We start from the raw sequence: 24,133 nt of genomic DNA on the forward strand, positions 1-24,133 counted from the left end.
ACAAGGAAAGGGGAAAAGCAAAATGATTATTAATCATGCGTCTATCGATGCACATATCGTGAACGAAACGAGTTCCCGCAAGATCTTGGGTATGGGCGGTACATTAATGATGGTGGAGGTTACCTTTGCTAAAGGTGGTATTGGAGAAGTTCACTCCCATGATGCGCACGAGCAGGTCAGTTATATCGTCAAAGGTAGCTTTGAGGTTCAGGTCGGTGAAGAAACTCGCATCTTAAAAGCAGGGGACAGCTTTTATGCCGGTTTTAACGTCCCGCATGGGGTTAAGGCACTGGAGGACTCCGTCATTCTGGATGTGTTTACCCCGTTCCGTCAGGATTTTCTTGAGGCGTCCCAATGAGCGATTTTTACCTTTCGGCAACGGACCTGCAACGGGCTGCCCAATATTATGAAAAACATTTTCCGGAAGAAGCCCGAAATTCGCTCACGATTGCCAATCGTGCCATCCTGAATGAATTTATCGTTCCTTATACCAACGATCTGAATCGCTGGATTCCGATGGGGACACCCGTGGACTGGCTTCACAACCCGACCAATGATCTGGAGTTCACATGGGGCATCAATCGACACTGGCATATGCTCGATCTGGGCAAGGCGTATCTGATGAAGGGCAATCCGCTATATGTAACAGCATTTATTGACCACTTCCGTAGCTGGAGACAGCAAAACCCGGTACCTGTAAATCTGGTTTACGACGAGGCTGTGTTCTTTCAAAAACCCGGTCCGTGGCGCCTGCTGGAGACGGGACTACGTGTGCAGTCCTGGATATCGGCATATAAATATATGGAAGCGAGTTCACTGATAGACGAAGGCTTTCAGGCGGAGTTTCGACAAGGTCTGGACGAGCACGCCGAGTTTTTGAGCCGTTACCTCGGCAGCACGGAAATAAATCATGCCATTATGCATATGCAAGGGTTGTTCATGATCGCTACGTTCTACCACCAGCACCCGCGAAGTCCATACTGGCGTCAAGTGGCAATGGAACGTCTTGAGCTGTGTTTGTTGCATCAGTTGGGTGAAGAAGGGATACAGGTTGAACTGACAACACATTACCACAATGCCAGCATCGAAATGTTTGGCACCCCTTATCGATTGGGTGAGATTTCAGGACATCCTTTCTCGGCATGGTATGCCCGCTGTCTACGCCAAATGGCCGCATTTACTGAGGCGCTGATCCGACCAGATCATCAGTCTACCGGTATTGGTGATTCGGATTGGGTTGGCGATGGACGACAACGACTGACCCTGCTTGGAGCGATCCTGGACGATGATGATTTGATGGCTCGCGGAACGGATAGCTCGGAGTGTCTCTGGTTGCTGGGTGTAGAAAAATATGAGCGATGCCTCAGACTACAGGCTTCTTCTTCTCCGGTGTTGTCGAGCCGAGCCTTTCCGCAGACTGGATATTATGTCATGAGGGACAAGTATCAATATCTTTTTTTTGATGCGGCTGCCATGGGCGGAGCACACGGACATGCGGATGCGCTGAATGTGGAGTGGATGTGGAAGAACCAGCTTTTCTTCACGGACACCGGACGTTATACGTATGAAGAAGGGAAATGGCGTCGGTATTTCAAAAGTACGCGGGCGCACAATACCGTCACGGTGGATGGTCTGGATCAGACACCTTATCTCTCCACACAGCAATGGGGTGAACCGGAGGCTCAGGCCACAACGCTACGTTGGGAGAGCAATGACAGCTATCACTTCATTGATGCTTCACAGGATGGATATACACATTTGCCAGATCCAGTTACACATCGTCGGTGGATGCTGGCAGGGGTGGAGATCCCTATACTATTAATTGTGGATTGGCTGGAGGCAGAAGCAGAGCATACTCTGGAGCAACGTTTTCACCTGCATCCGCAAGCGGATATTGCGTTGAGAATGAATGAAGCTGGAGAAATGACGGCGGATATGAGCTATGAGGCATCTTCCATAACGCTGACGATGCAATGGGTTACGGCAGGCATCGGGAAGGGAGCCTTCGCGTTGACAGAGCAGCCCGGCTGGGTATCTGAGGTGTATGGTTCCAAGTCGGAAACATCGGTCATCCAGGGCAAGACTGATTTCTCGGGTAAAGTGGGTATTCTGACGTTGTGCCTCCCCGCGGATCATACAGACCAGGTTACACGTGTAACCACATGCCTACTGGAACCTGACCTGATGAGATTGGCATTATCTTATGTGCAAGGTGAGGAAAAAGGGTATATTGTGATTGACAACGACACGCTGCAATGGTCGAAAGAACAGAAATAAAAACAGTGAAGCAGGAGTCTATGCTCGCACTTGGCGAACATAGACTCCTGCTTTTTCTTCACTCACTTGGCTTTATTTTTTCTTTTTACTCTGGGTGATTTTTGCGTAACGGGCTTGGGACTGGCTGGCTTTCTGGCCGTTCCGGGAGGTCTGTTGCGATATACCCATAAGGCATACTCCAGCGGCTGAGTGATGGCTTTATAATAGATATCCCGCTCCCCGATGCGAGCGAATACTTCACGTGCAGGTTTGGGGTTAACTTCAAGCAGATAGATACGCCCGCTTCTGTCAATCGCCAAATCCAGTGCCAACTCACATAGGTCCCCATACGTATCTTCCAGAAACGAAGCAACATCAATGCCGAATTTCTCTGCAGTTGTGTTAATTTCTGCCCGGAGGTCGTCATCTTCGATCCATTGCTTCATGAGTCGGTCCATCGCTATTGCCTGACCGCCGCCATGCAGATTGGAGGTTACGCTTTTTTCTGCACCCATGCGTCCAGCACATCCAGTAAGCTCCCATTGTCCTTCTCCGTTCTTCTGAACGAGCATGCGATAATCATGCACACGTCCATTCGGAAGCTGAAGTTGAATACCCTTTTGTACAAGATACTTGTCTTTCATGTTCCAGTGCTGGAGCAACGCGCCAAGTCGTGATAAATGAACTTTACGTGGAGTGATGATACGACGCTTCTGATCCCGCCCTTGAACAAGCACTGTATTAGCCTCGCTACTGCTGCGTTCAATGCGCAGAATACCACGTCCGCCTGTTCCATTAATGGGTTTGAGATAGACCAGAGAAGAAACTTTAAGCATCCGGTTTACATCGGACATATCCTGAAATAGAGCGGTTTCCGGCAGGTGTTCACGAAAGTTGGCTTTTTGCAAAAGGGTCTGGTGGATGGTCCATTTATTGCGCAGTGGCCTGTTCAGAAAGAGCAGATGCCCATATTTCTCACGAAAAGCAAGCAATTGCTGGAACCTTCGGTTACGCTGAATCCGGCAACGATCAAAGATCAGGTCCGGGAATGATCGCCACTCCCTGGACCAGCCTTTTCCTTCATGAAAAACCATGGCTTCAATTTGTTTGCCGCCGGGGTGTACGTCGGCTGGTGTGAATACATAGATATCGAGTCCCCGCTTGCGCCCTTCAAGAATCATTCTGCGATAAACGCTTCGTTCTTCAAGAGCGCGATGTTCATTTAAGTACAACGTCATAATGCCCAGAACAGGTGAGGACACAAACAATCACCTTCTTTTTGCAGTATTCCTGTCTATCATCGTTTGGACTGACGGGCAAGATAAGCGCTGTAGTGAAATATACGTTCCAATGACCGCCGTCTGATCTGTGGTTCATCAAACTTCATGGGCTTTGCATTGGCTTCGAAGAACCAGAGTTCCCCCAGGTCATCAATGCCCAGATCCATGGACATTTCTCCGAGCGTGTAACCTGATCCCCGTTCTACCTGTCTTGCGATCATTAATGAAGTGGATTTCACACGTTTCATCAGGGTTGTTGACATTTCTTCGCCAAAAAGATCGGTCAGCAGCTTCTCAGGGTCTTCTACGCTCCCGCCGCGCGGCACATGAGTTGTAATGCTGCGGGAGCCAGCAAGTCTCGCTCCTACACCGGTTACGCTCCATTGGCCCTTGGTGTTCTTTTGTACAAGAACACGCAAATCGAAGGGGCGTTTACGAGAGGATGCCAGTTCAATGCCTTGTTGCATGATATAAGGCGTATGTCCGGTTTCTTTGCGAATTCGTGCCCATAACTTGGCAAGTGTAGATGCTTTATAGGTCGTGCTTCTACGTGTGGTTTGTATTTTGAGACGATAGGGAAGCCGTTCTTTTTCCTGAAATTTAAGCATCATGATTCCTTTGCCAGCTTTGCCGCTCTCGGGCTTGAGGTACAGATAGGGATACGCCCGTAGAACGGCACCCAGAGAAGAAGCACTTCTCATCCGCCGAGTATAAGGGATCAGTTGCTGAGTCGATTTGGATTTCCTGAGCCATTCGAACAGATCCCATTTGTTGAAAAAGAATGGGTTATACAGTTCGATTCCTGATTGCATGCATTCGTCAATTTTACGCTGCACGGAAGGTTTTCCTTCGTCTTCCCGGTTGGGAATACGATTGTACAGAACATGGGGAAGGGGGAAAGGTTGTGAAACCCACTTTCCACTCCCCTTGTTGTACGTATATCCTTTCACGGTGGGGCCACTCACGTTCAGATCCCGTACAGTTACAATGTACACCACGTATCCCATGCTCTCGCCTGTCTGTAAGATATCCTGAAAATTTTGATGATTTCCCCTGAACATACGCTGTTTATCATGCATGGTCAAAACAGCAATGACAGGTTTGAAATCATCATGAAGGGTCATCAAATCTCTTCCTTCTTCCGGAACTTGCTCAAATACAGGCAGTGTTCCAAGATGTGCTCCACCGACGATTTGCCCTCCACCCGGAGTGAAGGGTGACGGAAAATGGAGCGCCCGGGTTTGGCGTTCGCTTCGAACATCCATACATGTTCCTCCTGATCAATGCCCAGATCAAAGCCAATCTCACCAATCAGATGCTGGTGCTGGGTTTCAATCGCCTGGGCCAGTGTAATAGCGACGGATTTGGCATGCTGAAGAACTTCTCCCGCACGATCGCCGAAGTTGCGACTGAGCGCCTGCTCAGGAGTCATTAGGGAGCCGCCATTTTTGATGTGTGTTGTGACGCTGCCACGTCCTGCCTTTTTGGCTCCAATTCCGACAACAACCCATTGATTGTTACCATTTTTGTGCATGTGAAAACGGAAATCAATTGGACATTCATCAATCTCAATTAGGCGTATTCCCTGCTGAACTACATATCCGCGTAGCTGCTTACCATGTCTTCCCTGAAGCATGCGCATCAGACTGTTGAAGGACCCAAAACGCAGGAGTGCATTACCGCCTTTTTTGCGATAACGTGCGAAATATCCACGTTTGGGCGAATAAGTCAGGCGGTAGATCCCGTTCCCCAGACTTCCTGCAGTAGGCTTATAGTAGACGAACTGATGGCGTTCCAACATTTCCTTCATCTGTTCAACAGAAGGATTGGTAATCGATTCAGGGATATACCGTCCTGCTGCCGGCTCGTTCTCCAGCAACGTATAGATATCCGATTTGTTGAAGAAGCTCCAGTTGAAGAACGGAATTTTTCGGCGAACAAATCGTTCCCGCAGCTGGTTGATTGCTGGTGAGAAGTCTGAACGACGGCTTGGTAACCGGTTGTAGACAACATCGGGCAGAGGTACGGTTCTGCGGGTAAAGCTTCCGTTATCATTCAGGAAAAAACCCGATACAGTCTCGTTCTGCCAATTGATATCCCGAGGAGTAAATGCGTAAATGTAGGATTTACGGCTGCCTTCACGGAGTAACTGTTTGATGAAACCAGTACGGGAACCGAATGGATTCGTGCTCGTCGCAGGCCCATCAGAGAGTACGCCGATCAGTGGACCTAACTGGACCTCATCATTTTGCAAATTCCGGAGATAAATACTGCCCCGTTTGGGAACGTTCATCATATTACGGATACCTGAAGCGAGATACAGATGTTTACCTGCTTTTTTGATTGGTTTGATCGTTGCAGGTACCCGGTCACGCCCGAAGCGAAGGTGCACCGTTTTTTTGCCGGACAGGTTGAGGCTCTTCATTAAAGCGTTGGATACATAAACCACTTTATCCGGTTGCTTGGTGAAATGCAGATTGCAAAAGGTCAAACTCATGATTTATCCTCCTATCCTGAAAAGATCCTTGGGCTCCATGGCAAGCGGGCGCTGCGGGCCTCAGCCGCCGTGAATCGGGATGGGTTTCAGGCCAGCTTTGCTGGATGTATTCGGCAATTTCATTGGACGAAAGACGTCCGTGAGAACATGTTGTTGCAACAGATAACGGGCATAGGCAAGCGGCCGGGTATAAGTCAGGGTATGCATGCGTCGGTCGCCCGCTTCTGCAAATGAGGTGCGGCCTGGTTTGGAGTTGACTTCAATTAGCCAGAGTTGGCCCTCTGCATCTGCTCCGAAATCAAGCCCCAATTCGGCTAACCTGCCGAAACGGCTTTCCAGCAGGGTGGGGATAAGAGTAGCAGTCTGCCGGATGCTCTTCAGCAGAGTTTCCGTGCGGTTCGTTCCATATCGCTGGAGCAGATATGCGTGGGCAGGATATGCTTTACCCCCACCGTGAAGATTGGACGTGAGTGAACCTTCGGGTCCTTCCCGTACCATACATCCGGTAAGCGTCCAGCGACCTTGCCCATTCTTTTGCATTAGAGCCCGTATGTCGAATGCTCTTCCATGATGGCTAAGCTCCAGATATGGCTGCACGATCATCTTACGCTCAGCCTGATGTAATGCTAGCCAGGAAGATACAGCCTGGGTATGGTTGAATGTAAGAAAAAAGTTTTCATTGTCCTCGTTACGCCCCTCCACGACCCATGTTGATGGAGTCGCTCCCTGAGACAGGCGAAAGGTATTCTTGCCATGAGTTCCGGATACCGGTTTGAAGAACAGTCCTTTGGGCCAACGGTCCAGCCATGTTTCCCAAGGAATATGCGATCCGATCCGGGTTGTGGGAGCAAGTTGTGACCTCAATTCAGGATTTCGGGACAACACACGATGTACCTCCCATTTTCCTGGAAGGGAAGCAGACCAATAACGGTGTTGATCTGTGCCGTTGGTTGGTATCCATTCCTTAAGCTGTTGTCTGACGTACCTGGAGATAGGGCGAAGACAACGATCCATAATGAGATCGACTGCAGGAACAGGTACCGAATTCCACTTCCCTTGATGATAGACATATCCCCATTGAAGAGGGAGATGGACTGTATCATTTGATATCGGGATCACAATAATCTGAAGGGCGTATTTCATGCTCCCCAAACTGAGACGACGGCAGAAAAGTTCATCCGTAAAGGGAGGTGAGCCTTCGGTTGCACGTACCAGAATGGCCAGTGTCTTGGTCTGAGATGTTGGAAACATTACGCTGCACCTCTCCTCTATCAGATTTGTTTCCCATAGGGAATAACTTTTCAAAAACCCGCCAGGTACGTAGAATATTCGAGCATGGCTTTGACGGAAGGGCGGATCTTGCTCTCACTCAGTGGTGTATTATCATTCTTGGATGGTTTGGAGTTGACTTCGAGCAGCCATACGCGCCCAGTGGTGTCCAAGGCCAGATCAATACCAAGTTCACCAAAATGAGCAGGGATGGCACTCTCGATCCCTTTGGCGATATCCAATGCTGCGGTGTGCAATCCTGCATACGCGGAAGCTTTGGCTGATCCAGTCAACTGTGTTTTGGCAACAGCATCCTTGACGGTGCTGAGACTTCCACCCCGTGCCAGATTGGATACGTAGTGACTCCCGCCCGCAATCCGGGCGACGATGGAGGTTACACTCCATTTACCTGTACGGTTCTTTTGCACGAGCGCACGGAAATCCACGGGTCTGCCACTGTTGTCAATGAGAGTCAGCCCTTGTTGGATCTGATAACGCGTTGTTTTCATTTTCCCCGACATACTGGCATACAGTTTATCCAGAGAAGTATACGTTTGTTTCCGGGTGCCCCCGACGCCAGTCGCAAGAGTCAGAAAGCTTCCGTCAATCTGACGTGAGACCCGGATGATCCCTTTGCCCAAAGAACCGCGGACGGGCTTCAGAAATACAACCGGATGTCGGTTGCACATCGTCTTGAGCATGGCAGACGTCTTGAGCAAATGAGACTCGGGAAGAACTCGTTTAAGCGTTGAAATGGACTTGAGTGCGTCAAACACTTCGTTTTTGTCCAGAAACTTTTCATTGAAGGTTTGCGTGCCGTAGAGCGATTTTACTTCTTTCATAAAATGCTGTACGCTAGGTTTGTTCTCAAGCTTGCGGGACGTTAGCCGGTTATTGACGACGTCTGCTACAGGCAGAACAGTCTTTTTCCAGCCGTCATCATACACCCAGCCTTTCATATAACCCGTTACCGCTCCAATATCCTCCGGTGTGAAAAAGGATACATAGGCGCCTTGCTTACGGCAGGCGTTCACCAGTTCTTGACAGAACATCGTGATGGAGCCAAAGGGCCGATCGGGCTGATCGGGATAATCCTGGCTAACCAGTACACTGATGTAGGGTCCAAGGCGAAGCGTACGGCTGGCTGAACGATAGGATACCCTCAGGACCGAACGTGGAACGAGACCGGTCTTGCTGGCAACTGTCTGATTGATGCGCAGCCCGTCATACCTTGGTACCGGAATAACAGTGACTTCGCGGCGGAAAGAGCCAAATTGCAACTGAAGCGGCCTTCCTGAAGGGATTTTAAGCGCCTTAAGCACCCCTTCGCCCAGCATGATGACGTCGTCCTGCAGGATGCCCGAGCCGGTAACCTGAATCGTTACTTTTTTAGTGGACATCACGGATCTCCTTCCGGGCGGCAACTTGATGTCTGATCTCGAAGTTGAACGGCATCTGAACATGGCATGTGCTTCATCATATGAGGACATATAACCCTTGGTGATTGACCCATATGGATTAAATGCATTTGATTTCGAGGCAGGTTATGGATGGCCTGTTTCAGAGCGCCCTTGTTTGACAGGAGAGAAAAGCGTGTATTAACACGGATGAACAAACCAATCTGAGGAGGAATAATAGTGAACATTTATGACAAAGCCAATGATTTGGCCAAAGCACTGAGAGAAAGCAGCGAGGTGGAAGAGATTACTTCCGCGATGAAGCTGATTGAAGCTGATCCGGATGCAAAAGCAATGCTGGATAACTTCCGTGATCAACAAATGGAATTGCAACAACGTATGATGAGCGGGGATATGCCAGCTCCGGATGAGATGGAGAAAATGGAGAAGCTGTTTGAAGTACTGAGTTTGAATCTGAACATCCGTCGTTTGTTTGATGCGGAGCGTCGCCTCAGTGTCATCATTGAAGACGTGAATAAAATTATTGCTGACAGCCTGGGTCATCTGTACGGTGGCGCTGAAGCGTAAAAAGGTAGTTCAAAAAGTCCACTTTTGATTACGAAGGATGCCTAGCTTCATTCCATCTTCTCGGTACTGAAAACTGATCTATTTGAACACGTACTAAAAGGTTGTCTTGTTTTTTACCTGAACCTTTCATATTAGCTCCTTATCGTTCATAGACTAGACATATAGAGTCGATCAAGAACGAAGGAGCTGTGAATGGTGAAGAGGTTGAAAAAAGCAAAACATGTGATCTATCTGCTTATTGCGTTGTCGATGCTGGTCATTGCACTGCCGCGGATTTCCTTTGCTGGAGGAATGGACTGGGTTAATATTTTTGGCATCGTATGGGTGCTGTTCTCCTTATTAATCGTTGGTGCACATCTGCATTTTATTCTCGGTGTGGATGAAGAGAAGAAGCGTGCACTGGAAGCCGTTCGCCGGGCGAAGCTGCGGCAGTGGGAGATGAAACTGTTGGACAAGCAGGAGCGGAGCGAGTCTGTATAAGGTACAGTATGAGATCCAACATGGAAGACCGGAATCCCTTGGTACAAAGGGGCCCCGGTCTTTTTTGGTACATACAGAATTAGAGGTTAATGGGATGATTAAATTCAGATGGCGAACTTGCCTGTGAGAATGGGTAGGGGTGGGGTTATTTTCCTAAAGCCGTGTTATAATAGATACAGTATAGTACAGATGCATCTTCGGGGGTGGTACAGTTGGACGGACAGGAAGAGAACGTCACGAAGCATGAACAGTTACTTCAACATATTGAACAACTGAAGGTTGGCAGCAAAATATCAGTACGTGGACTTGCGCGGGAGCTGGGTGTAAGTGAAGGGACAGCGTATCGTGCGGTGAAAGAGGCGGAGAACTTCGGGCTGGTCGTGACCAAGGAACGAATTGGAACGGTGCGGATCGAGAAGAGACCTCGGGGCATGTCGGAACAGTTGACCTTTGCTGATGTCGTGACCATTGTGGAGGGCCATGTGCTGGGGGGGAACGAAGGTCTCGCCAAACCGCTGCACAAGTATGTGATTGGAGCGATGAAAGAACAGGCAATGGCCCGTTATATTGACGCTGGGAGTCTGCTGATTGTAGGTAACCGTGAAGATGCTCACTCGCTTGCCCTCGAACAGGGAGCGGGCGTGTTGATTACGGGTGGTTTTGGGACAAGTCGTGAAGTAAGAATTATGGCTGACGAGCTTGGGCTACCGATTATTTCATCCAGACATGATACATTCACGGTGGCTTCAATGATTAACCGTGCGATCTTCGACCGGCTGATTAAGAAAAAAATTATGCTTGTTGAGGATATCATTGGTCAGAAACCTCGCTTGCAGGTATTGAAGGTGACCAGTTCAGCCGCAGATTTTCATATGTTGGTTTCAGAGACGGGTGAACATCGCTTCCCGGTGGTGGATGAATGGAACCGGGTCATCGGGATTGTGAGTCTGAAGGATGTTAGTGAGCTGAAAGAAGATCAAAGTATTGAGAAATGTGTGATACGCCGCCCGATTACGGCCTCATTGCAGACATCTCTTGCTTCTGCTGCCCAGATTATGACCTGGGAGGGCATCGATTTTCTGCCAATTGTGGATCGGAATCGCAAACTGATTGCGTCCGTCACACGCAAGGAAGTGCTTCAGGCCATGCGGGATGCACAGAAGCAGCCACAACTGGGAGAGACGTTTGATCATCTGATCTGGAACGGGTTTGCTGAGGAGCGCGGTGAACAGAACGAATTGTTATTTCACGGATTCATCATTCCTCAGATGGCAACGGATCTGGGTACGATCTCCGAAGGTGTTCTGTTGAATGTGATGACACAGGCTGGCCGGCGGGCAGCGTGGGATGTTACAGGGAACGACCATGTGGTGGATAATGTAACAACTTATTTTGTTCGACCGGTACAGATTGAGGATCAGATCCTGGTTCGACCGTTAATTCTGGAAACCAGTCGTCGAACGTGCAAAATGGACATTGTGGTTACCCGTGAAGGCAGTGTGGTATGCAAAGCGGTAATGACATTGCAGTCGATTGACCATGCCTAGCAGGGTACGTTGCCTCGGGCATAGACAAAGAGAGTACTCCCTGATCAAGAAGCTCTGCCGGGTTGCGCTGTCGCGCGGTTCTGGCTTCGCTTAATGAAGGGGAAGTACTCTCTTTTTGCAGACACAACGATAGAGCTTCAACGAATCATGCAGATTGTCCGGAGGTTTTACCTGATCCATTACTGGACCGTTGTTGAAGCCGCGCATAATAACTGCGGTTACGTATTCCGGCAAATACATTATACGCACCCATAATCAGAAATAGCGCTTCCACAATCACAGATAAAGTGGAACCTGTGAAGACAAACATCAGAATCAGTGCAAGCACAACAAGCATGCCACCCATCCAGATATTTGTCCACGAACGGTACAGACCGGCGCTGGTAGCATCCGAGCTTCTGTGTGAACGAATACTGTTCAACGCTGCAAAAACCATGGCAACAGCAAAGATGGCGATTAGAGCATATTTGAGTACATCAATGAACACAAAGACGCAGCTCCTTTTCTGGAAAGCATTTACTGCCCTTATTGTACCATGCAGAGATGCAGACAAGGGCAGTTTTTTGCTGTTACGCAGGAACGTGCATGCGAATCTGTACCCAAACTTGCAGTACGCCTTCCATAACCAGCATCGTTTTGACCTGAACGGTGTACTCCTTTTCCCTGACCGAGTACACTTTCTGATTCAGCATGATTCGCGTCATTTTGCTATACTCATCGATGTTGAATACATCTCTGCCCCGAAGTACCTCAAGTTCGTCTCCGAGCTTCTGTAACATCACTTTCAGAGAAGCCTCGTCTGGCCCCTTGTCCGATTCTTCTGCACGGACTTTGATTTCCTTGATAACGGTTTGGCGTTTACTGTATTTTTTCAGCGTTTTGATATCCTCCTCATTCTGATGCAGCTGAAGCTGCAGCTCCTGATTGTTCAGCCACAACGCATTGTAACTCAGGTGAAATACGCCGTTGTAGACGACACATCCAGCGATCATTCCCAGAACAAACACAGCGGTCATTCGCATCAGCGGGCGGTAACGAGAAAATGGCGGAACTCTCATGAACGCTGTTCCTGTCTCATATTAGCTCCGGCCTCCGCCGCACACCCATTTCACCAGCTCGGTTCCCATATGCGCGCCCATAAAAGCAGAGATCAAATACAGGATTTGTTTGACCGCCGGAGACAGGTTACCATCCAGGAAATTGCTCTCGATGACACGCATGGGATCTATTGTGCCGCCGACAGCGGCTGCGAGTGCCCATATCTTTATTTTTCCAGAAATATCGAGCATCGTCTGTGTCGGAGGCTGAAGAGAGATCACTGCTCCAATACCTCCGATCATCGCGCCGCCCAGCACGATTCCAAACGCAATAAAGAAATCAAGAATGGCTTTGGACAAAAATGTGCTCACTGGCAACACCCCTTTCAGACCTAGCAGCACACCTCCTGTCTTCGGTCTGTCACAGGGGGAGCGGCTTGTACTTCTATTGTATGGGCGTGCCCCCAAACGTTATGATAGAATGTCGATAAAAATGTATCGAGCGATTAAAGTTACTCACAGTCTGGCAGGGGAGATAAAGATATGAACTTGGAGACGAAATACGGATTGTTATTCAGAGACTGGACCATGGTGCTGAAAGATGCCGTGCAGGTCAGCTTGCTCGCAGGGGAAAAGTATAACTTCGGCACAGGTGTAGCTGTGAGGTCTGCTGCCGTATCTGGCGTGGAGTTGGTTCTTGGAGTTAGCGGCGATGGAGAGGTTGAACTGGAAGAGGGCATCCAATCCATTCGTCCCCATGACTTGCTTTTAATCGAAAAAGGGCAGTCGCCCTTTCTGGTCAACCGGGGTTCAACTCCACTGGTCTGTTATATCATTCAATGTCATAGGGTTAGGCTGACGCAGGAGTTGGCGCCCACGGAAGATCCATGGGACAAGCAGCATGATGGGGACGTTCATGAGCTTGAGCAGAGCAACTTCGTTGCTCTTCAACATGCTGCTGTGGAGGATGTTAAGAAGATCGTGGAGGCATTTCAACATACTGACTTGCATGATCCAATGTGGTGTCATCTTCTTTTTCAACAATGGATATGTACAGTGGTCGAGCATATAAGAAGGGAAGCTGAATCTGAAGTTCACTCGAAACAGCCCGATCAGGCTGTACAAAGAACGATTGACTACCTAGATGAACATTACGACGAACCTGTCACGGTCCAGCAACTGGCGCAGATGGCTAATGTCAGCCGCAAATGGTACACCGTAAGGTTCAGGGAAATCACGAATCAAAATCCAAGTGATTATATCACCGAATTACGCATGAAACGGGCCAAGGAGTTATTGAATCTTACTGGAGACAGTGTCTATGAGATTGCCCGTAAGGTCGGTTATGAAGATGAGCATTATTTCAGCCGAAGATTCAAGCAAAAAGTAGGACGTTCCCCCCGTCTGTATCTGCATAATCGTCGATATTTAGGAACCACGATGACTGCACCTGAGCTGTTATATACACTTGGGATGACTCCAATAGCTGCCCAAGCGCCGTTTTGTGAATTTCCGCATTACCTGAAAGAATCGTTCAAGCAAGTTCGCAAGTGGGAGAGAAGTCATGTACTCAACCTGGAAGAAATTCGGAGGATGAAACCCGATCTGATCATTGCGTCCGCATGGCAGGACAGCATGAATTATGAGCAACTTAACCGAATTGCAACAACGGTGCTTCTACCTGAGCGCAGCAACTGGAGAGAGGAACTAAGAGATCTGGGAGAATTATTAGGAAAAAGCAAACAGGCGCTGCAAGTGATCAGCAATTTTGATGAGGGGCTGTACCAGGCAAGAGAACAGTTACAGACGCTTATTCCTGGTGAGACTATCGTCTACATTCGTCTGACCCGTGAGGGAATAACGCTTTATGGGGAACAGTCTTCAAGGGGGAGTATGCTGTACCGGGAGCTGGATTTGAACATGCCCAAGGCATCTCTTTTTTCTGGGGAGGGAACGCTGGTTGCCGTTGAACATCTCGCTGAAATTCAGCCTGATCATATTCTGCTTCAGATGGAGGATGGGGTAGATGCCCGGCTTCATCTTTATGATCACCCGATGTGGGATCGGCTTCTGGCTGTGCAGAATCATCAGGTGTATGTGCTTAGCAATACGGAGTGGTATAATTTCTCGTTTTCCCCACTTGCCACTCAATATGCCATTCATGAGATGTTAGATCTTTTGAAGAGGAAGAGACTGATAAGACGTATGACCTGAACTTGCCGACTTCGCAAAAATCCAAATCGGGACGCCCAAATATCCATTCATAAATATCTGGGTGTGTATATAATGAGAATGAGAATCGTTATTATTTAAACACCGAAGGGGATAAACAGATGAAACATTCGAACAAATGGTTTGGATTAGGAATGATCCTTACCTTGCTACTGGCTACAGCTTGCGCGTGGACGAATGGAGAGAAGGCGGAACCCAATGCGGGAACCGAACCTCAGACACAAGCACAGCGCGTGGTTGCGACTTCGGTGACATATCCTGATTTTTTGTATGTTCTTGGTGTGACTCCTGTGGCTGCAGAGAACTATCATTCGGATTATCCGGATTATTTGGAAGGCAAATTCGACAGCGTGCCTAAGTTAGGTAATGGTTCCAACATGGAGGGCATTCTCGCAACCGATCCGGATATCATTATCGCGCCGAAATGGCGGGATGAGAAATTATATGACCAGTACGCCAAGATTGCCAAAACAGTTCTTCTTCCCGATAGGGACAATTGGCGGGATGAATTGAAGGATATGGGTGAGGCGCTGGGCAAGCAGAAGGAAGCGGAGCAGGCTATACAGGATTATGATAAGAAAATTGCGACTGCTCGCGATGAGCTAAAAGCTCTTGTAGGAGACGAGACGTTTATTTACTTAAGAATCATGCCCAAAGAAAGCTATGTTATGGGTGAACTGTCCAACAGAGGTATGGTGATTCATAAAGAGCTTGGATTGAAAACGGTAGCAGCCTATCCTAAAAATGAAGGGAGTGTGCCGGTCTCGCTGGAACTGCTTACCGAATATCAGGCTGATCACATCATTCTCCAAATTGATGGTGGCGATGACAACACGAATGCCCAGAAATTATACGATGAAATGAAAGAAAGTAACATCTGGAAAGGAATGAAGGCAGTCAAGGAAGATCAGGTATATCTGGTTGGGGACAAGGAGTGGATGAACTTTGGGTACTCATCCGTCGCTACTTTGAATGCAGTCGAGGATATTGTTTCTGTAATTAGGGAGAGAAATCACTAAGATGAAGAATACACAATCTAATTCGGTGGAGCGCGTTATTCGTGAGCGAAGAACAGTACGGTCATTCAGCAACAGACCCGTATCTGAGGATAAGCTACTTGAATTGCTTGAGGCTGCGGTGTGGGCTCCGTATCATTCCAAACAAGAACCATGGCGCTTTATCGTTTTTATGAACGAGGGTCGTAAAATGTTCAGCAATGCTGTGCTATCGACATATACACCACAAGAACTCGAACAGTTTGGGCAGAGTGCAGCGAAGGACTATTGTGAAGACACGCCAGTGCATGTGTGCGTTGTGGTTCGACAGGGTACGGATCGTTGGAAAAATGAAGAGGCTTTGCTCGCAGCTGCTGGGCTGATTCAGAATTTGCAATTGCTCGCCTGGGAAGAACGCATCGGACTGGTATGGAAAACAAACGAATACAACCGGGAGGATACGTTTGCCGCGAAAATAGGCCTGAATTCCGGCGAACGGTTGGTGGGGACACTTCATCTTGGGTACCTTCGAGAAGATGCTGTTTCACGACCTGTAAGCAGAAAACCGGCAGAGCAACTCATTACCTGGATTCGTCATGAAGAGGGATAAGAAGGTTACACAGACTTGTAAAAAGAGATGTACAGATATTATGATATATCTGTTACCTCTCTTTTTTTTGTTCCCAGTCACACGTTTTTGCAAAGTTTAGCATACGTCTTTTATTTATAGATTTTTAATGGAATGTCTTTAGTGGGGAAAGGAAGAAAAAAACATGAGTTCTTTTGTGCATTTGCACGTTCACAGCGAATACAGTTTGCTGGACGGCGCTGCGCGTATTCCGGATCTCGTGAATAAGGCTGCAGATCTCGGAATGACGACACTTGCGCTGACCGACCATGGCGTGATGTATGGTGCAATTCCTTTTTATAAAGCCTGCGTTGAACGAGGTATCAAGCCGATTATAGGGTGCGAGGCATACATGACAGCAGGGTCCCGCAAAGAGCGGGGAAGCCGCAAGGATCAACCGATTCATCATTTGATTTTGCTAGCCAAAAATATGACGGGTTACCGAAATCTGATGAAATTGTGCTCGATTGGACATCTCGAAGGTTTTCATTACAAACCCCGTGTAGATATGGAAAGTCTGGCTGCCCATCACGAGGGCATTATCTGTCTAAGTGCGTGTCTTGGTGGTGAAGTACCACAACATTTACTGCATGGACGAGAAGAAGAGGCGAGACGTGCGGCGTTACGCTACAAAAATATCTTTGGTGACGACTTCTATCTGGAACTTCAGGATCACGGGCTGTCGGAGCAAAAAAGGGTAAATCCGCAGTTGATCAAACTGGCTGCCGAGCTGGAGATTCCGCTTGTAGCCACCAATGATGCACATTATCTGTCCGAAGAGGACGCGGAGCTTCAGGATGTACTGATCTGTATCGGAACAGGCAAGACCGTGGATGATGAGAATCGGCTCCGAATTGGAACCAATCAGCTCTATCTGAAAAGTGAAGAAGAGATGGCTCGTTTGTTTCCTCATGTACCGGAAGCTCTGGCAAACACCGTCCGCATTGCGGATTCCTGTGAGTTGAAGCTGGAATTCGGCAAATCGATTTTGCCGGAATACAGACCGCTTCCTGATGGACTCAGCCCTTCGGTGTATCTGCGTCAGCTGTGCGAAGAAGGAATGAAGGAGCGTTATGCCCAGTCCACACGTTGGACAGATGCAGAGCTTCGATCCGAACTCGAACAACGATTGGCGTATGAGCTGGGTATAATCGACAGCATGGGATTCTCGGATTATTTCCTGATTGTTTGGGATTTTATCGCCTATGCGCATAAACAAGGCATTGTTACTGGACCAGGCCGGGGCTCCTCGGCAGGTAGTCTGGTAGCGTACACTTTGCATATTACCGATGTTGATCCGATGAAATACAACCTGCTCTTCGAACGATTCCTGAATCCCGAGCGGATCTCCATGCCGGATATTGATATTGACTTCAGCGATGAGCGGCGGGATGAGGTCATTGATTATGTCGCGCATAAATATGGCAAAGCCCATGTCGCCCAGATCATTACGTTTGGAACGATGGCTGCCCGTGCCGCCGTACGTGATGTTGGGCGGGCCCTGAATGTGCCTTATGGCGAAGTGGACAAGGCTGCAAAGCTGATTCCGGCGCAACTTGGTATTAACATCGAGCGGGCTATGGAAGCTACACCTGAGCTGAAGGCGCTGTATGAAACCAAGCCTAAGACACGTGAGCTGTTGGATATGGCGATGAAGGTCGAGGGCATGCCACGTCATGCTTCGACCCATGCTGCGGGAGTGGTTATCTCCCGTGACCCGCTGACCGATGCGGTGCCACTTCAGGAGGGCAGTGAAGGGACAGCGTTAACCCAGTATTCCATGGAAAACCTGGAGTCTATTGGGCTGCTTAAGATGGACTTTCTTGGTTTGCGTACCCTCTCAATCATTGAGCGGTGTGTACGCTGGATTGGGGAACATGGAGAAATTCCGGATTTCCGCCTTATCCCCGATGATGATCCGTTAACGTACGAGATGCTTGGGCGAGGGGACACGATGGGCATATTCCAACTGGAATCTGCCGGGGTACGCCGTGTGCTGAAAGAGATGAAGCCAAGTAGTTTTGAAGATGTAATCTCTGTACTTGCCTTGTACCGTCCGGGTCCGATGGAGTTCATATCCAAATACATTCAGGGCAAGCATGGACAGATTGAAGTGGATTACCCCCATGTTGATCTGGAGCCTATCCTGAAAGATACGTACGGGATCATCGTGTATCAGGAACAGATCATGCAGATAGCCTCCCGGATGGCGGGTTTCTCGCTGGGTGAGGCAGATTTGCTCCGCAGAGCGGTCTCCAAGAAGAAACGGGAAGTGCTGGATCTGGAGCGTGGACACTTTGTACAAGGCAGCCTGAAACAAGGGTATAGCGAAGAAGAGGCAGATCTGGTCTATGATATGATCGTCAAGTTTGCCAACTATGGCTTCCCGCGTGCTCATGCCGCGGCATATGGTGTGCTTGCGTTCCAGACGGCTTATCTGAAGGCGCATTATCCGGTTCATTTTATGGCATCCATGTTAACAGCCGTAATGGGCAGTCATCGGAAAGTGGCAGAGTACGTAGTGGAATGTCGGCGTATGGACATGGAGGTGCTTCCGCCGGATGTGAATGAGAGCGGTATTCTGTTTACACCTGTATTTGTGCCGTCCGGCAGCGCAGGAGCCGGGGATCAGAGCAATACATCGCAGCAGACTGCGGGAGCAGATGCAGAGAATGACGCTGGAAGCCCTGCCGAAGAACATGCCACGAATGGTAACATGAGTTCCTTCAGGGAAGATCGCGTTCATGAGCATGATGGGGATTCGGGACAAGCTGAATATGGTGAAGCACCTTTGCCGGATGATCCCGGTCCTGGATCGGAAGACAGTGGCGGATATGAGTGGCAGGCAACAACATCCATGCCTGAGGCATCCGACAACCGGAAGGAACCGGGATTGGTGACGGCTGCTTCAACGGAAAATGGTAATGACCAGGGGAAAGAAGCGTCTTCTTCGCGTGCGGAGCAAGGGGAACTCTCTTCTGCGGAGAAGAACGTTGCAGTGTCTAATGATAATTCGGATGAGGAAAAATTAACGGGTGCAATACGATTTGGTCTGGCCGCTGTGAAAAATGTCGGTACCCAGGCAATGGAAAGCATTATGATCGTAAGGCAGGAGAGACCGTTCGACAGTTTGCTCGATTTTTGTCGTCGTGTGGATTTGCGTGTATGCAACAAACGTGTGATTGAATCGCTGATCCAGGCCGGAGCTTTTGACTCATTACCTGGGCACCGTGCCCAATTGCTGGCGATGCTGGATGAGACTGTTGAAGCAGCGTTGAAATGGCGCAAGGAACGTGAGGATCTGCAGATTCAATTGTTCGACTTTGTTGAGACGCCAAACTGGGAGATTGAATATCCGGAAATTCCTCCTTATTCCTCAGGGCAGCAACTGGAGCTAGAGCGAGAGTTGTTAGGTTTGTATCTCTCTGGGCATCCTCTGGATGACTATGAAGATGTGCTGGAATCGAGTGGGGCTGACCGGATCATGGAGCTGACCGAGGCGGCAGACGACACGATGACCGTCGCCGCGGGTATGGTTGTGTCTGTGAAGTCGATCACGACGAAACAGGGCAAGGCTATGGCGTTCATGGAGCTGGAAGACCAGATTGAACGCTGTGAAGTGGTTCTCTTTCCCGAGGTATGGCGGCGTAGCCAGCAACATGTCGGGAAAGGTGAACTGCTCGTCGTGCGTGCCAAAGTGCAGCAGCAGGACGAAGGGTTTAAGCTGCTGGCTGAGGAAGTGGTGCCGTTGTCACCGGCGGCACTGGAGCAGCAGCTGCGCAGCCGTGACCGGCGCGTCAAGCCCGGCAGCGGCAGCTCTTCGCGCCCGGCGCAGGCTGCTTCGCCGCGGCGACCAGCGGGCGCAGGAGCCGAAGCGCAGCGCAGCAGCGCAGGCGGGGATGCTTCCGCTGTGCGTAGCAACGGGAGCCAAGGCTCGGCAACGACGCGCAGCGATGCGGCGGGTATGGGCGCAACCACGGCGGCGGCTTCCCGGCCTGGCGGTGCCGCTGAGGCGGCAGGCAGCCCGGAGCAGAGCCGTGAACCGCGGGCTGTGGAGCAGCGGGTGTTCGTGAAGATTGCCCCGCATGCGGAGAAGCCTGAGCTTCTGGCACGTCTGAAGCAGTTGCTTCAGGAGCATCCCGGACCTGTGGCGACAGTGCTCTTCTATGAGCAACAGCAGAAGCTGCTTGCGCTGAGTGATGCCTACCGGATTAAGCCATCACCAACCTTGTTCTCCGAGATGGAGAAAATGCTGGGTGAAGGCACGGTCAAAATTAAATAAGAGGCTGTCCCGTAAGTGATAGCACTTATCCATAGTATGAAACCTGTTTGGCTCAATGCTGAACAGGTTTTTTTTGATTATTTTGGTGCGAGCTCGGTTCCCTGACGACAGGGTTTAAACAAACAAATTGCAGACTTGTTATAGGCCAGCTACAGACCAGAGCGGAATGTACAATCCTGAAACAGGTTTAGGCTGCGACTGGTCTTAACCATCCGCACATTTTATGAACATTTTAACAGGTTGTTGCATACACTTGAGAACACCGAAGGACCTCGTGGTCCTCGGGGGATTGATGCGGGAGGTCGAGATATGTCATATGAAATCGTAGAAGCCATGCTGGCCCGGCGGGGTGTACGGATTGATGCAATCGCAGCAATTGTATACCGTCTGCAAAAAGGGTACCACCCCGAACTGACCTTGGACGACTGTGTAACCAGCGTGAAATCCGTTCTGCAGAAACGAGAGGTGCAATATACGCTCTATACGGGTATTGCTCTCGACGAACTTGCGGAGAAAAAACTCTTGCCCCAACCGTTACAGGCTATTATGGAAGCGGATGAATCCCTGTATGGAGTGGACGAGACTCTGGCCCTCGGCATTACTCATGTGTATGGTATGATTGGTTTAACCAGCTTTGGTTACCTGGATAAAGAAAAAATAGGTGTAATTCATGATTTGAACGAACACACAACAGCCATTCATGTCTTTTTGGATGATCTGGTCGCAGGGGTGGCTGCTGCGGCTTCTGCCCGGATTGCACACAAAAATATTAAAGCCAAAAAATACCCCTCAGACCTTTAACCCCCTGTATTCCCATGCTTGTGTGTTATGGTCAATCTAATGGCTCATATGAAGGTCTTCAAGGGCGGCTGACGCTGCCCTGATAAGCTTGCGGCTGCTTATGGAAGAGGTATGAACAAGAAGATTTCGTCAACCATATGAGTTATTCGTGGGGGACTAATGTCCCTCATGATCCCAAATTCTCCCCAAAGGTCCCGAACCCTTTCTTGCAGAAAAAAAGTGAGGTATGTTATCATTAGTCCAATATACGGGCTCTGAACATTAGCTTAGGGGGCGGACAAGGCATGTGGACGGTGATTTACATTGCACCGACAGCAAAGGTTGCGGACAAGATCAAGACCAAGCTTTCGGAAGAAGGTTTTCTGGTACAGACCCGTCCCATCAGTTTATCCAAGCAGCAATTTGAGATTCGCGTCCCTTCTGGGGAATTGGAAGAGGTCCAGGAAGTGTTGAATTCCATTCTGCATTCCTGATTTGTTCGACATCAACGTGCCTTGGCAGATGAAGAAGTACCATCGGTACATAAGGGACTAATCGCGTAAGCGGAGAGAGGAATCGACTTGCATGTATTGTATGCTGCTGTCCTTCCTTCTTTTTTTGTTAGGACAAGGACCGACCTGGTTGCTCCCGGAGACCCTACCAAGATAGATTCAAACATCGGCGCAACAATCTTTCGGTTTTTGCAGGTAACATCAATCGTGCTGACAGAAGCCGGTGATCCTTGCCCTGTACCGGCGGATTTTTTTGTTGTGAATGCTGGACAAGGCCCATGGCAGCGTGTGGGTCGTAAGCGGTTTACCGTAACACGCGGATGAAGCTGCCACAAGCAGCGCTCTGCAGGTTGCGGCCATCAAATCAACGGCTGGAGAGGTGTAGTTGTGTTCAAAGATATATTCCAGAAGAAACGGAAGTACGCTACCATACCTTCCGAGCGTGCACTTCCCGGCGAAGGCCAGGAAGTCCTAGAACGCCCAAAACGTGAAATACCTGAAGGGCTTATGAACAAGTGCAGCAAATGCGGCACCATTCAATATAGCAAGGAATTGGAGAAAAATCTGAAAGTATGTCCTGCCTGCGGTTACCATATGCGTCTTAACGCTATGGAGCGCATTGCTATGGTACTTGATGATCAAGGATTTGTTGAGTTTGATGCTGATATGATATCGGTTGATCCACTTGGCTTTCCTGGATATAGCAACAAATTGGAACAACAGCGTCTGAAATCGGGCCTGAAGGAAGCGGTAATTACAGGGGAAGGAACCATTGATGGCCTGCCTGTAGTTGTTGCTGTCATGAGCTTTGATTTCTTCACAGGCAGCATGGGTTCTGTTGTAGGGGAGAAAATTACCCGTGCCATTGAGCATGCCACAGAGAAACGGTTACCATTGATTATTTTCTCAACATCAGGTGGTGCCCGGATGCAAGAGAGTATTCTTAGCCTCATGCAAATGGCTAAAACAAGCGCAGCTTTATCCCGTTTGGATGAACAGGGCGGGCTGTACATTTCGGTCATTACGGACCCAACGACAGGTGGAGTCTCGGCAAGTTTTGCGAGCTTGGGCGATATTAACATTGCCGAACCTGGCGCTGTATTTGGTTTTGCCGGCAGAATCGTTATCGAACAGACGATCCGTCAGAAGTTACCTGATGATTTCCAGACGGCTGAATTTAATATGCAACATGGTCAGTTGGACATGGTTGTGCACCGGAAAGAGCTTCGGGCCACTCTTGGCAAGCTTCTGGATATGCATAGTGAAAAAGGAGGGGTCTAAATGGCGGGTGAGTTGCCATATGAAGCGCCTCTGGTTGAGATGCGCAAAAAGATTGATGAACTCGTACAGTTTGGACAGGAAAAAGGGATCGACTTCACGGACGAGATTGCCCGCCTGGAAGAACGTTACCATAGACTTGAAGAAGAGATCTACACTGGCATAACAGCAGCTCAGAAGATGCATCTGGCCCGTCATCAGCAGCGCCCAACGGCGCTGGACCTGATCCAACTGATATTTACGGACTTCATTGAGTTGCACGGTGATCGCATGTTCGGAGACGATCTTGCGGTTGTTGGCGGACTTGCCAAGTTGAATGGAAAGACAGTAACGGTAATCGGACAACAGCGGGGGAAAGACACGAAGGATAATATCGCCCGCTTTTTCGGTAGCGCTCATCCAGAAGGTTTCCGAAAAGGACTGCGTCTGATGAAACAAGCGAACAAATTTGGCCGTCCTATTATTACGTTTATTGATACTAAAGGGGCGTATCCGGGTAATACTGCAGAAGAGAGAGGTCAATCGGAAGCGATTGCTCGCAACCTGATGGAAATGGCGAAGCTATCGGTTCCTGTTATTGTTGTGGTCATCGGCGAAGGTGGAAGCGGCGGTGCCCTCGCTATGGCTGTGGGTAATCGTGTGTTGATGCTGGAACATGCGATCTATTCTGCAATCTCTCCGAACGGCGCTGCTTCGATTCTCTGGAAGGATGCATCCAAGGCAGATCAGGCGGCTGAAGCAATGAAAATAACAGCCAAAGACCTGCTGGAGATGGAAGTCATTGAAGAGATTGTCCCTGAGCCACGCGGCGGTGCTCATCGGGATTATGAAGCGTCTGCTGCTTTCATCAGTGAAGCGTTGGTCCGTCATCTCGACGATATGAAGGGTTGGAGCGGGGATCAACTGAAACAGGATCGTTATGAGAAATTCCGTAAAATTGGATCGGTCACGTTTGAACCTCAAGCATCCATTGAAGCCCCTCAAGAGCTTGTAAAAGTCGATGTTGCGAGTAATTTGTCGGGAAATGCTGAATAATGTGACGAATTTCCTATACAAATGAGCAAAAGTATAGTAA

At 49.2% G+C, this 24,133-nt stretch carries 21 protein-coding genes; 13 read left to right on the forward strand and 8 right to left on the reverse strand.

The features are described from left to right. The first annotated feature begins 22 nt into the window (after window positions 1-22). The gene (locus tag MHI52_RS09880; RefSeq protein ID WP_036669940.1) at window positions 23-358 is read left to right on the forward strand and encodes a cupin domain-containing protein; all 336 of its coding nucleotides are present in this window, start codon (window positions 23-25) and stop codon (window positions 356-358) included. Beyond that, window positions 355-2,277 (forward strand): alginate lyase family protein, encoded by a 1,923-nt coding sequence (locus MHI52_RS09885; RefSeq protein ID WP_405158946.1) that lies wholly within the window; start codon window positions 355-357, stop codon window positions 2,275-2,277. Before MHI52_RS09880 ends, MHI52_RS09885 begins: the two co-directional genes overlap by 4 nt. Window positions 2,278-2,339: 62 nt before the next feature. Here the strand turns inward: MHI52_RS09885 and MHI52_RS09890 are convergent, their stop codons facing one another. From MHI52_RS09890 to MHI52_RS09910, 5 genes are read right to left on the reverse strand one after another with little or no spacing between them, the layout of a single operon-like run. Further along, window positions 2,340-3,518: a YheC/YheD family protein gene (locus tag MHI52_RS09890; protein ID WP_143781262.1), complete on the reverse strand. Its 1,179-nt coding sequence runs from the start codon at window positions 3,516-3,518 to the stop codon at window positions 2,340-2,342. Window positions 3,519-3,553: 35 nt separating this feature from the next. Continuing rightward, entirely contained in the window at window positions 3,554-4,660 is a 1,107-nt protein-coding gene (locus MHI52_RS09895; protein ID WP_338708286.1) for a YheC/YheD family protein, read from the reverse strand. Then, window positions 4,660-6,033: a YheC/YheD family protein gene (locus MHI52_RS09900; protein WP_036609869.1), complete on the reverse strand. Its 1,374-nt coding sequence runs from the start codon at window positions 6,031-6,033 to the stop codon at window positions 4,660-4,662. The genes MHI52_RS09895 and MHI52_RS09900 overlap by 1 nt, the downstream gene beginning before the upstream one ends. Window positions 6,034-6,093: 60 nt before the next feature. Next, entirely contained in the window at window positions 6,094-7,284 is a 1,191-nt protein-coding gene (locus tag MHI52_RS09905) for a YheC/YheD family protein (RefSeq protein ID WP_076318367.1), read from the reverse strand. A 50-nt stretch (window positions 7,285-7,334) separates the two neighbouring features. Then, window positions 7,335-8,702 (reverse strand): YheC/YheD family protein, encoded by a 1,368-nt coding sequence (locus MHI52_RS09910; protein WP_076318368.1) that lies wholly within the window; start codon window positions 8,700-8,702, stop codon window positions 7,335-7,337. 237 nt (window positions 8,703-8,939) lie between these two features. Between MHI52_RS09910 and MHI52_RS09915 the strand changes: the two genes are divergently transcribed. The 3 genes from MHI52_RS09915 (at window position 8,940) to MHI52_RS09925 (ending at window position 11,314) form a co-directional block, all read left to right on the forward strand. After that, the gene (locus MHI52_RS09915; RefSeq protein ID WP_036609862.1) at window positions 8,940-9,287 is read left to right on the forward strand and encodes a YlbF family regulator; all 348 of its coding nucleotides are present in this window, start codon (window positions 8,940-8,942) and stop codon (window positions 9,285-9,287) included. Between the two features lie 195 nt (window positions 9,288-9,482). Continuing rightward, a complete protein-coding gene (locus tag MHI52_RS09920; RefSeq protein WP_085981456.1) occupies window positions 9,483-9,767 on the forward strand; it encodes a hypothetical protein in 285 nt (94 codons plus the stop codon). A 212-nt stretch (window positions 9,768-9,979) separates the two neighbouring features. Next, the gene (locus MHI52_RS09925; RefSeq protein WP_036609860.1) at window positions 9,980-11,314 is read left to right on the forward strand and encodes a DRTGG domain-containing protein; all 1,335 of its coding nucleotides are present in this window, start codon (window positions 9,980-9,982) and stop codon (window positions 11,312-11,314) included. Between the two features lie 145 nt (window positions 11,315-11,459). On the opposite strand, the gene MHI52_RS09930 is transcribed toward MHI52_RS09925, so the two are convergent. The 3 genes from MHI52_RS09930 to MHI52_RS09940 form a co-directional block, all read right to left on the reverse strand. Next, window positions 11,460-11,801: a YtpI family protein gene (locus MHI52_RS09930; protein ID WP_036609858.1), complete on the reverse strand. Its 342-nt coding sequence runs from the start codon at window positions 11,799-11,801 to the stop codon at window positions 11,460-11,462. A gap of 82 nt (window positions 11,802-11,883) precedes the next feature. Continuing rightward, entirely contained in the window at window positions 11,884-12,372 is a 489-nt protein-coding gene (locus MHI52_RS09935; RefSeq protein ID WP_036609856.1) for a hypothetical protein, read from the reverse strand. A 21-nt stretch (window positions 12,373-12,393) separates the two neighbouring features. Then, window positions 12,394-12,723: a YtrH family sporulation protein gene (locus MHI52_RS09940; protein WP_026081169.1), complete on the reverse strand. Its 330-nt coding sequence runs from the start codon at window positions 12,721-12,723 to the stop codon at window positions 12,394-12,396. A gap of 171 nt (window positions 12,724-12,894) precedes the next feature. Here MHI52_RS09940 and MHI52_RS09945 point away from each other — a divergent pair, with 171 nt between their 5' ends. The 8 genes from MHI52_RS09945 to MHI52_RS09980 all read left to right on the forward strand — a co-directional run bounded on the left by MHI52_RS09945 (window position 12,895) and on the right by MHI52_RS09980 (window position 24,093). Continuing rightward, on the forward strand, window positions 12,895-14,565 hold the full coding sequence (locus MHI52_RS09945) for an ABC transporter substrate-binding protein (protein ID WP_405158947.1): 1,671 nt from the start codon (window positions 12,895-12,897) through the stop codon (window positions 14,563-14,565). 119 nt (window positions 14,566-14,684) lie between these two features. After that, the gene (locus MHI52_RS09950) at window positions 14,685-15,602 is read left to right on the forward strand and encodes an iron-siderophore ABC transporter substrate-binding protein (protein ID WP_405158948.1); all 918 of its coding nucleotides are present in this window, start codon (window positions 14,685-14,687) and stop codon (window positions 15,600-15,602) included. Between the two features lies 1 nt (window position 15,603). Beyond that, window positions 15,604-16,188: a nitroreductase gene (locus MHI52_RS09955; RefSeq protein ID WP_076252315.1), complete on the forward strand. Its 585-nt coding sequence runs from the start codon at window positions 15,604-15,606 to the stop codon at window positions 16,186-16,188. A 163-nt stretch (window positions 16,189-16,351) separates the two neighbouring features. Continuing rightward, window positions 16,352-20,488: a DNA polymerase III subunit alpha gene (locus MHI52_RS09960; protein WP_405158949.1), complete on the forward strand. Its 4,137-nt coding sequence runs from the start codon at window positions 16,352-16,354 to the stop codon at window positions 20,486-20,488. A 309-nt stretch (window positions 20,489-20,797) separates the two neighbouring features. Then, window positions 20,798-21,289 (forward strand): phosphatidylglycerophosphatase A, encoded by a 492-nt coding sequence (locus MHI52_RS09965; RefSeq protein WP_036609851.1) that lies wholly within the window; start codon window positions 20,798-20,800, stop codon window positions 21,287-21,289. Between the two features lie 284 nt (window positions 21,290-21,573). Next, window positions 21,574-21,762, forward strand: coding sequence for a hypothetical protein (locus MHI52_RS09970; protein ID WP_017689496.1), 189 nt, complete (start codon window positions 21,574-21,576; stop codon window positions 21,760-21,762). Between the two features lie 405 nt (window positions 21,763-22,167). Continuing rightward, complete coding sequence (gene accD, locus MHI52_RS09975) at window positions 22,168-23,061, forward strand: acetyl-CoA carboxylase, carboxyltransferase subunit beta (RefSeq protein ID WP_036609844.1); 894 nt, start codon at window positions 22,168-22,170, stop codon at window positions 23,059-23,061. Continuing rightward, the gene (locus MHI52_RS09980) at window positions 23,062-24,093 is read left to right on the forward strand and encodes an acetyl-CoA carboxylase carboxyltransferase subunit alpha (protein ID WP_036609840.1); all 1,032 of its coding nucleotides are present in this window, start codon (window positions 23,062-23,064) and stop codon (window positions 24,091-24,093) included. It abuts the gene before it with no gap. Window positions 24,094-24,133: the final 40 nt, after the last annotated feature.

The organism is Paenibacillus sp. FSL H8-0283 (assembly GCF_045040675.1).
Taxonomy (GTDB): Bacteria; Bacillota; Bacilli; order Paenibacillales; family Paenibacillaceae; genus Paenibacillus; species Paenibacillus amylolyticus.

What these genes read in the sequence shown, in the direction of transcription:
- MHI52_RS09880 (WP_036669940.1), top strand. Translation starts at nt 23, where the DNA reads ATGATTATTAATCATGCGTCTATCGATGCACATATCGTGAACGAAACG.
- MHI52_RS09885 (WP_405158946.1), top strand. Translation starts at nt 355, where the DNA reads ATGAGCGATTTTTACCTTTCGGCAACGGACCTGCAACGGGCTGCCCAA.
- MHI52_RS09895 (WP_338708286.1), bottom strand. Translation starts at nt 4,660, where the DNA reads ATGACCCTTCATGATGATTTCAAACCTGTCATTGCTGTTTTGACCATG.
- MHI52_RS09900 (WP_036609869.1), bottom strand. Translation starts at nt 6,033, where the DNA reads ATGAGTTTGACCTTTTGCAATCTGCATTTCACCAAGCAACCGGATAAA.
- MHI52_RS09905 (WP_076318367.1), bottom strand. Translation starts at nt 7,284, where the DNA reads ATGTTTCCAACATCTCAGACCAAGACACTGGCCATTCTGGTACGTGCA.
- MHI52_RS09910 (WP_076318368.1), bottom strand. Translation starts at nt 8,702, where the DNA reads ATGTCCACTAAAAAAGTAACGATTCAGGTTACCGGCTCGGGCATCCTG.
- MHI52_RS09935 (WP_036609856.1), bottom strand. Translation starts at nt 12,372, where the DNA reads ATGAGAGTTCCGCCATTTTCTCGTTACCGCCCGCTGATGCGAATGACC.
- MHI52_RS09945 (WP_405158947.1), top strand. Translation starts at nt 12,895, where the DNA reads ATGAACTTGGAGACGAAATACGGATTGTTATTCAGAGACTGGACCATG.
- MHI52_RS09950 (WP_405158948.1), top strand. Translation starts at nt 14,685, where the DNA reads ATGAAACATTCGAACAAATGGTTTGGATTAGGAATGATCCTTACCTTG.
- MHI52_RS09955 (WP_076252315.1), top strand. Translation starts at nt 15,604, where the DNA reads ATGAAGAATACACAATCTAATTCGGTGGAGCGCGTTATTCGTGAGCGA.
- MHI52_RS09960 (WP_405158949.1), top strand. Translation starts at nt 16,352, where the DNA reads ATGAGTTCTTTTGTGCATTTGCACGTTCACAGCGAATACAGTTTGCTG.
- MHI52_RS09965 (WP_036609851.1), top strand. Translation starts at nt 20,798, where the DNA reads ATGTCATATGAAATCGTAGAAGCCATGCTGGCCCGGCGGGGTGTACGG.
- MHI52_RS09970 (WP_017689496.1), top strand. Translation starts at nt 21,574, where the DNA reads ATGTGGACGGTGATTTACATTGCACCGACAGCAAAGGTTGCGGACAAG.
- MHI52_RS09980 (WP_036609840.1), top strand. Translation starts at nt 23,062, where the DNA reads ATGGCGGGTGAGTTGCCATATGAAGCGCCTCTGGTTGAGATGCGCAAA.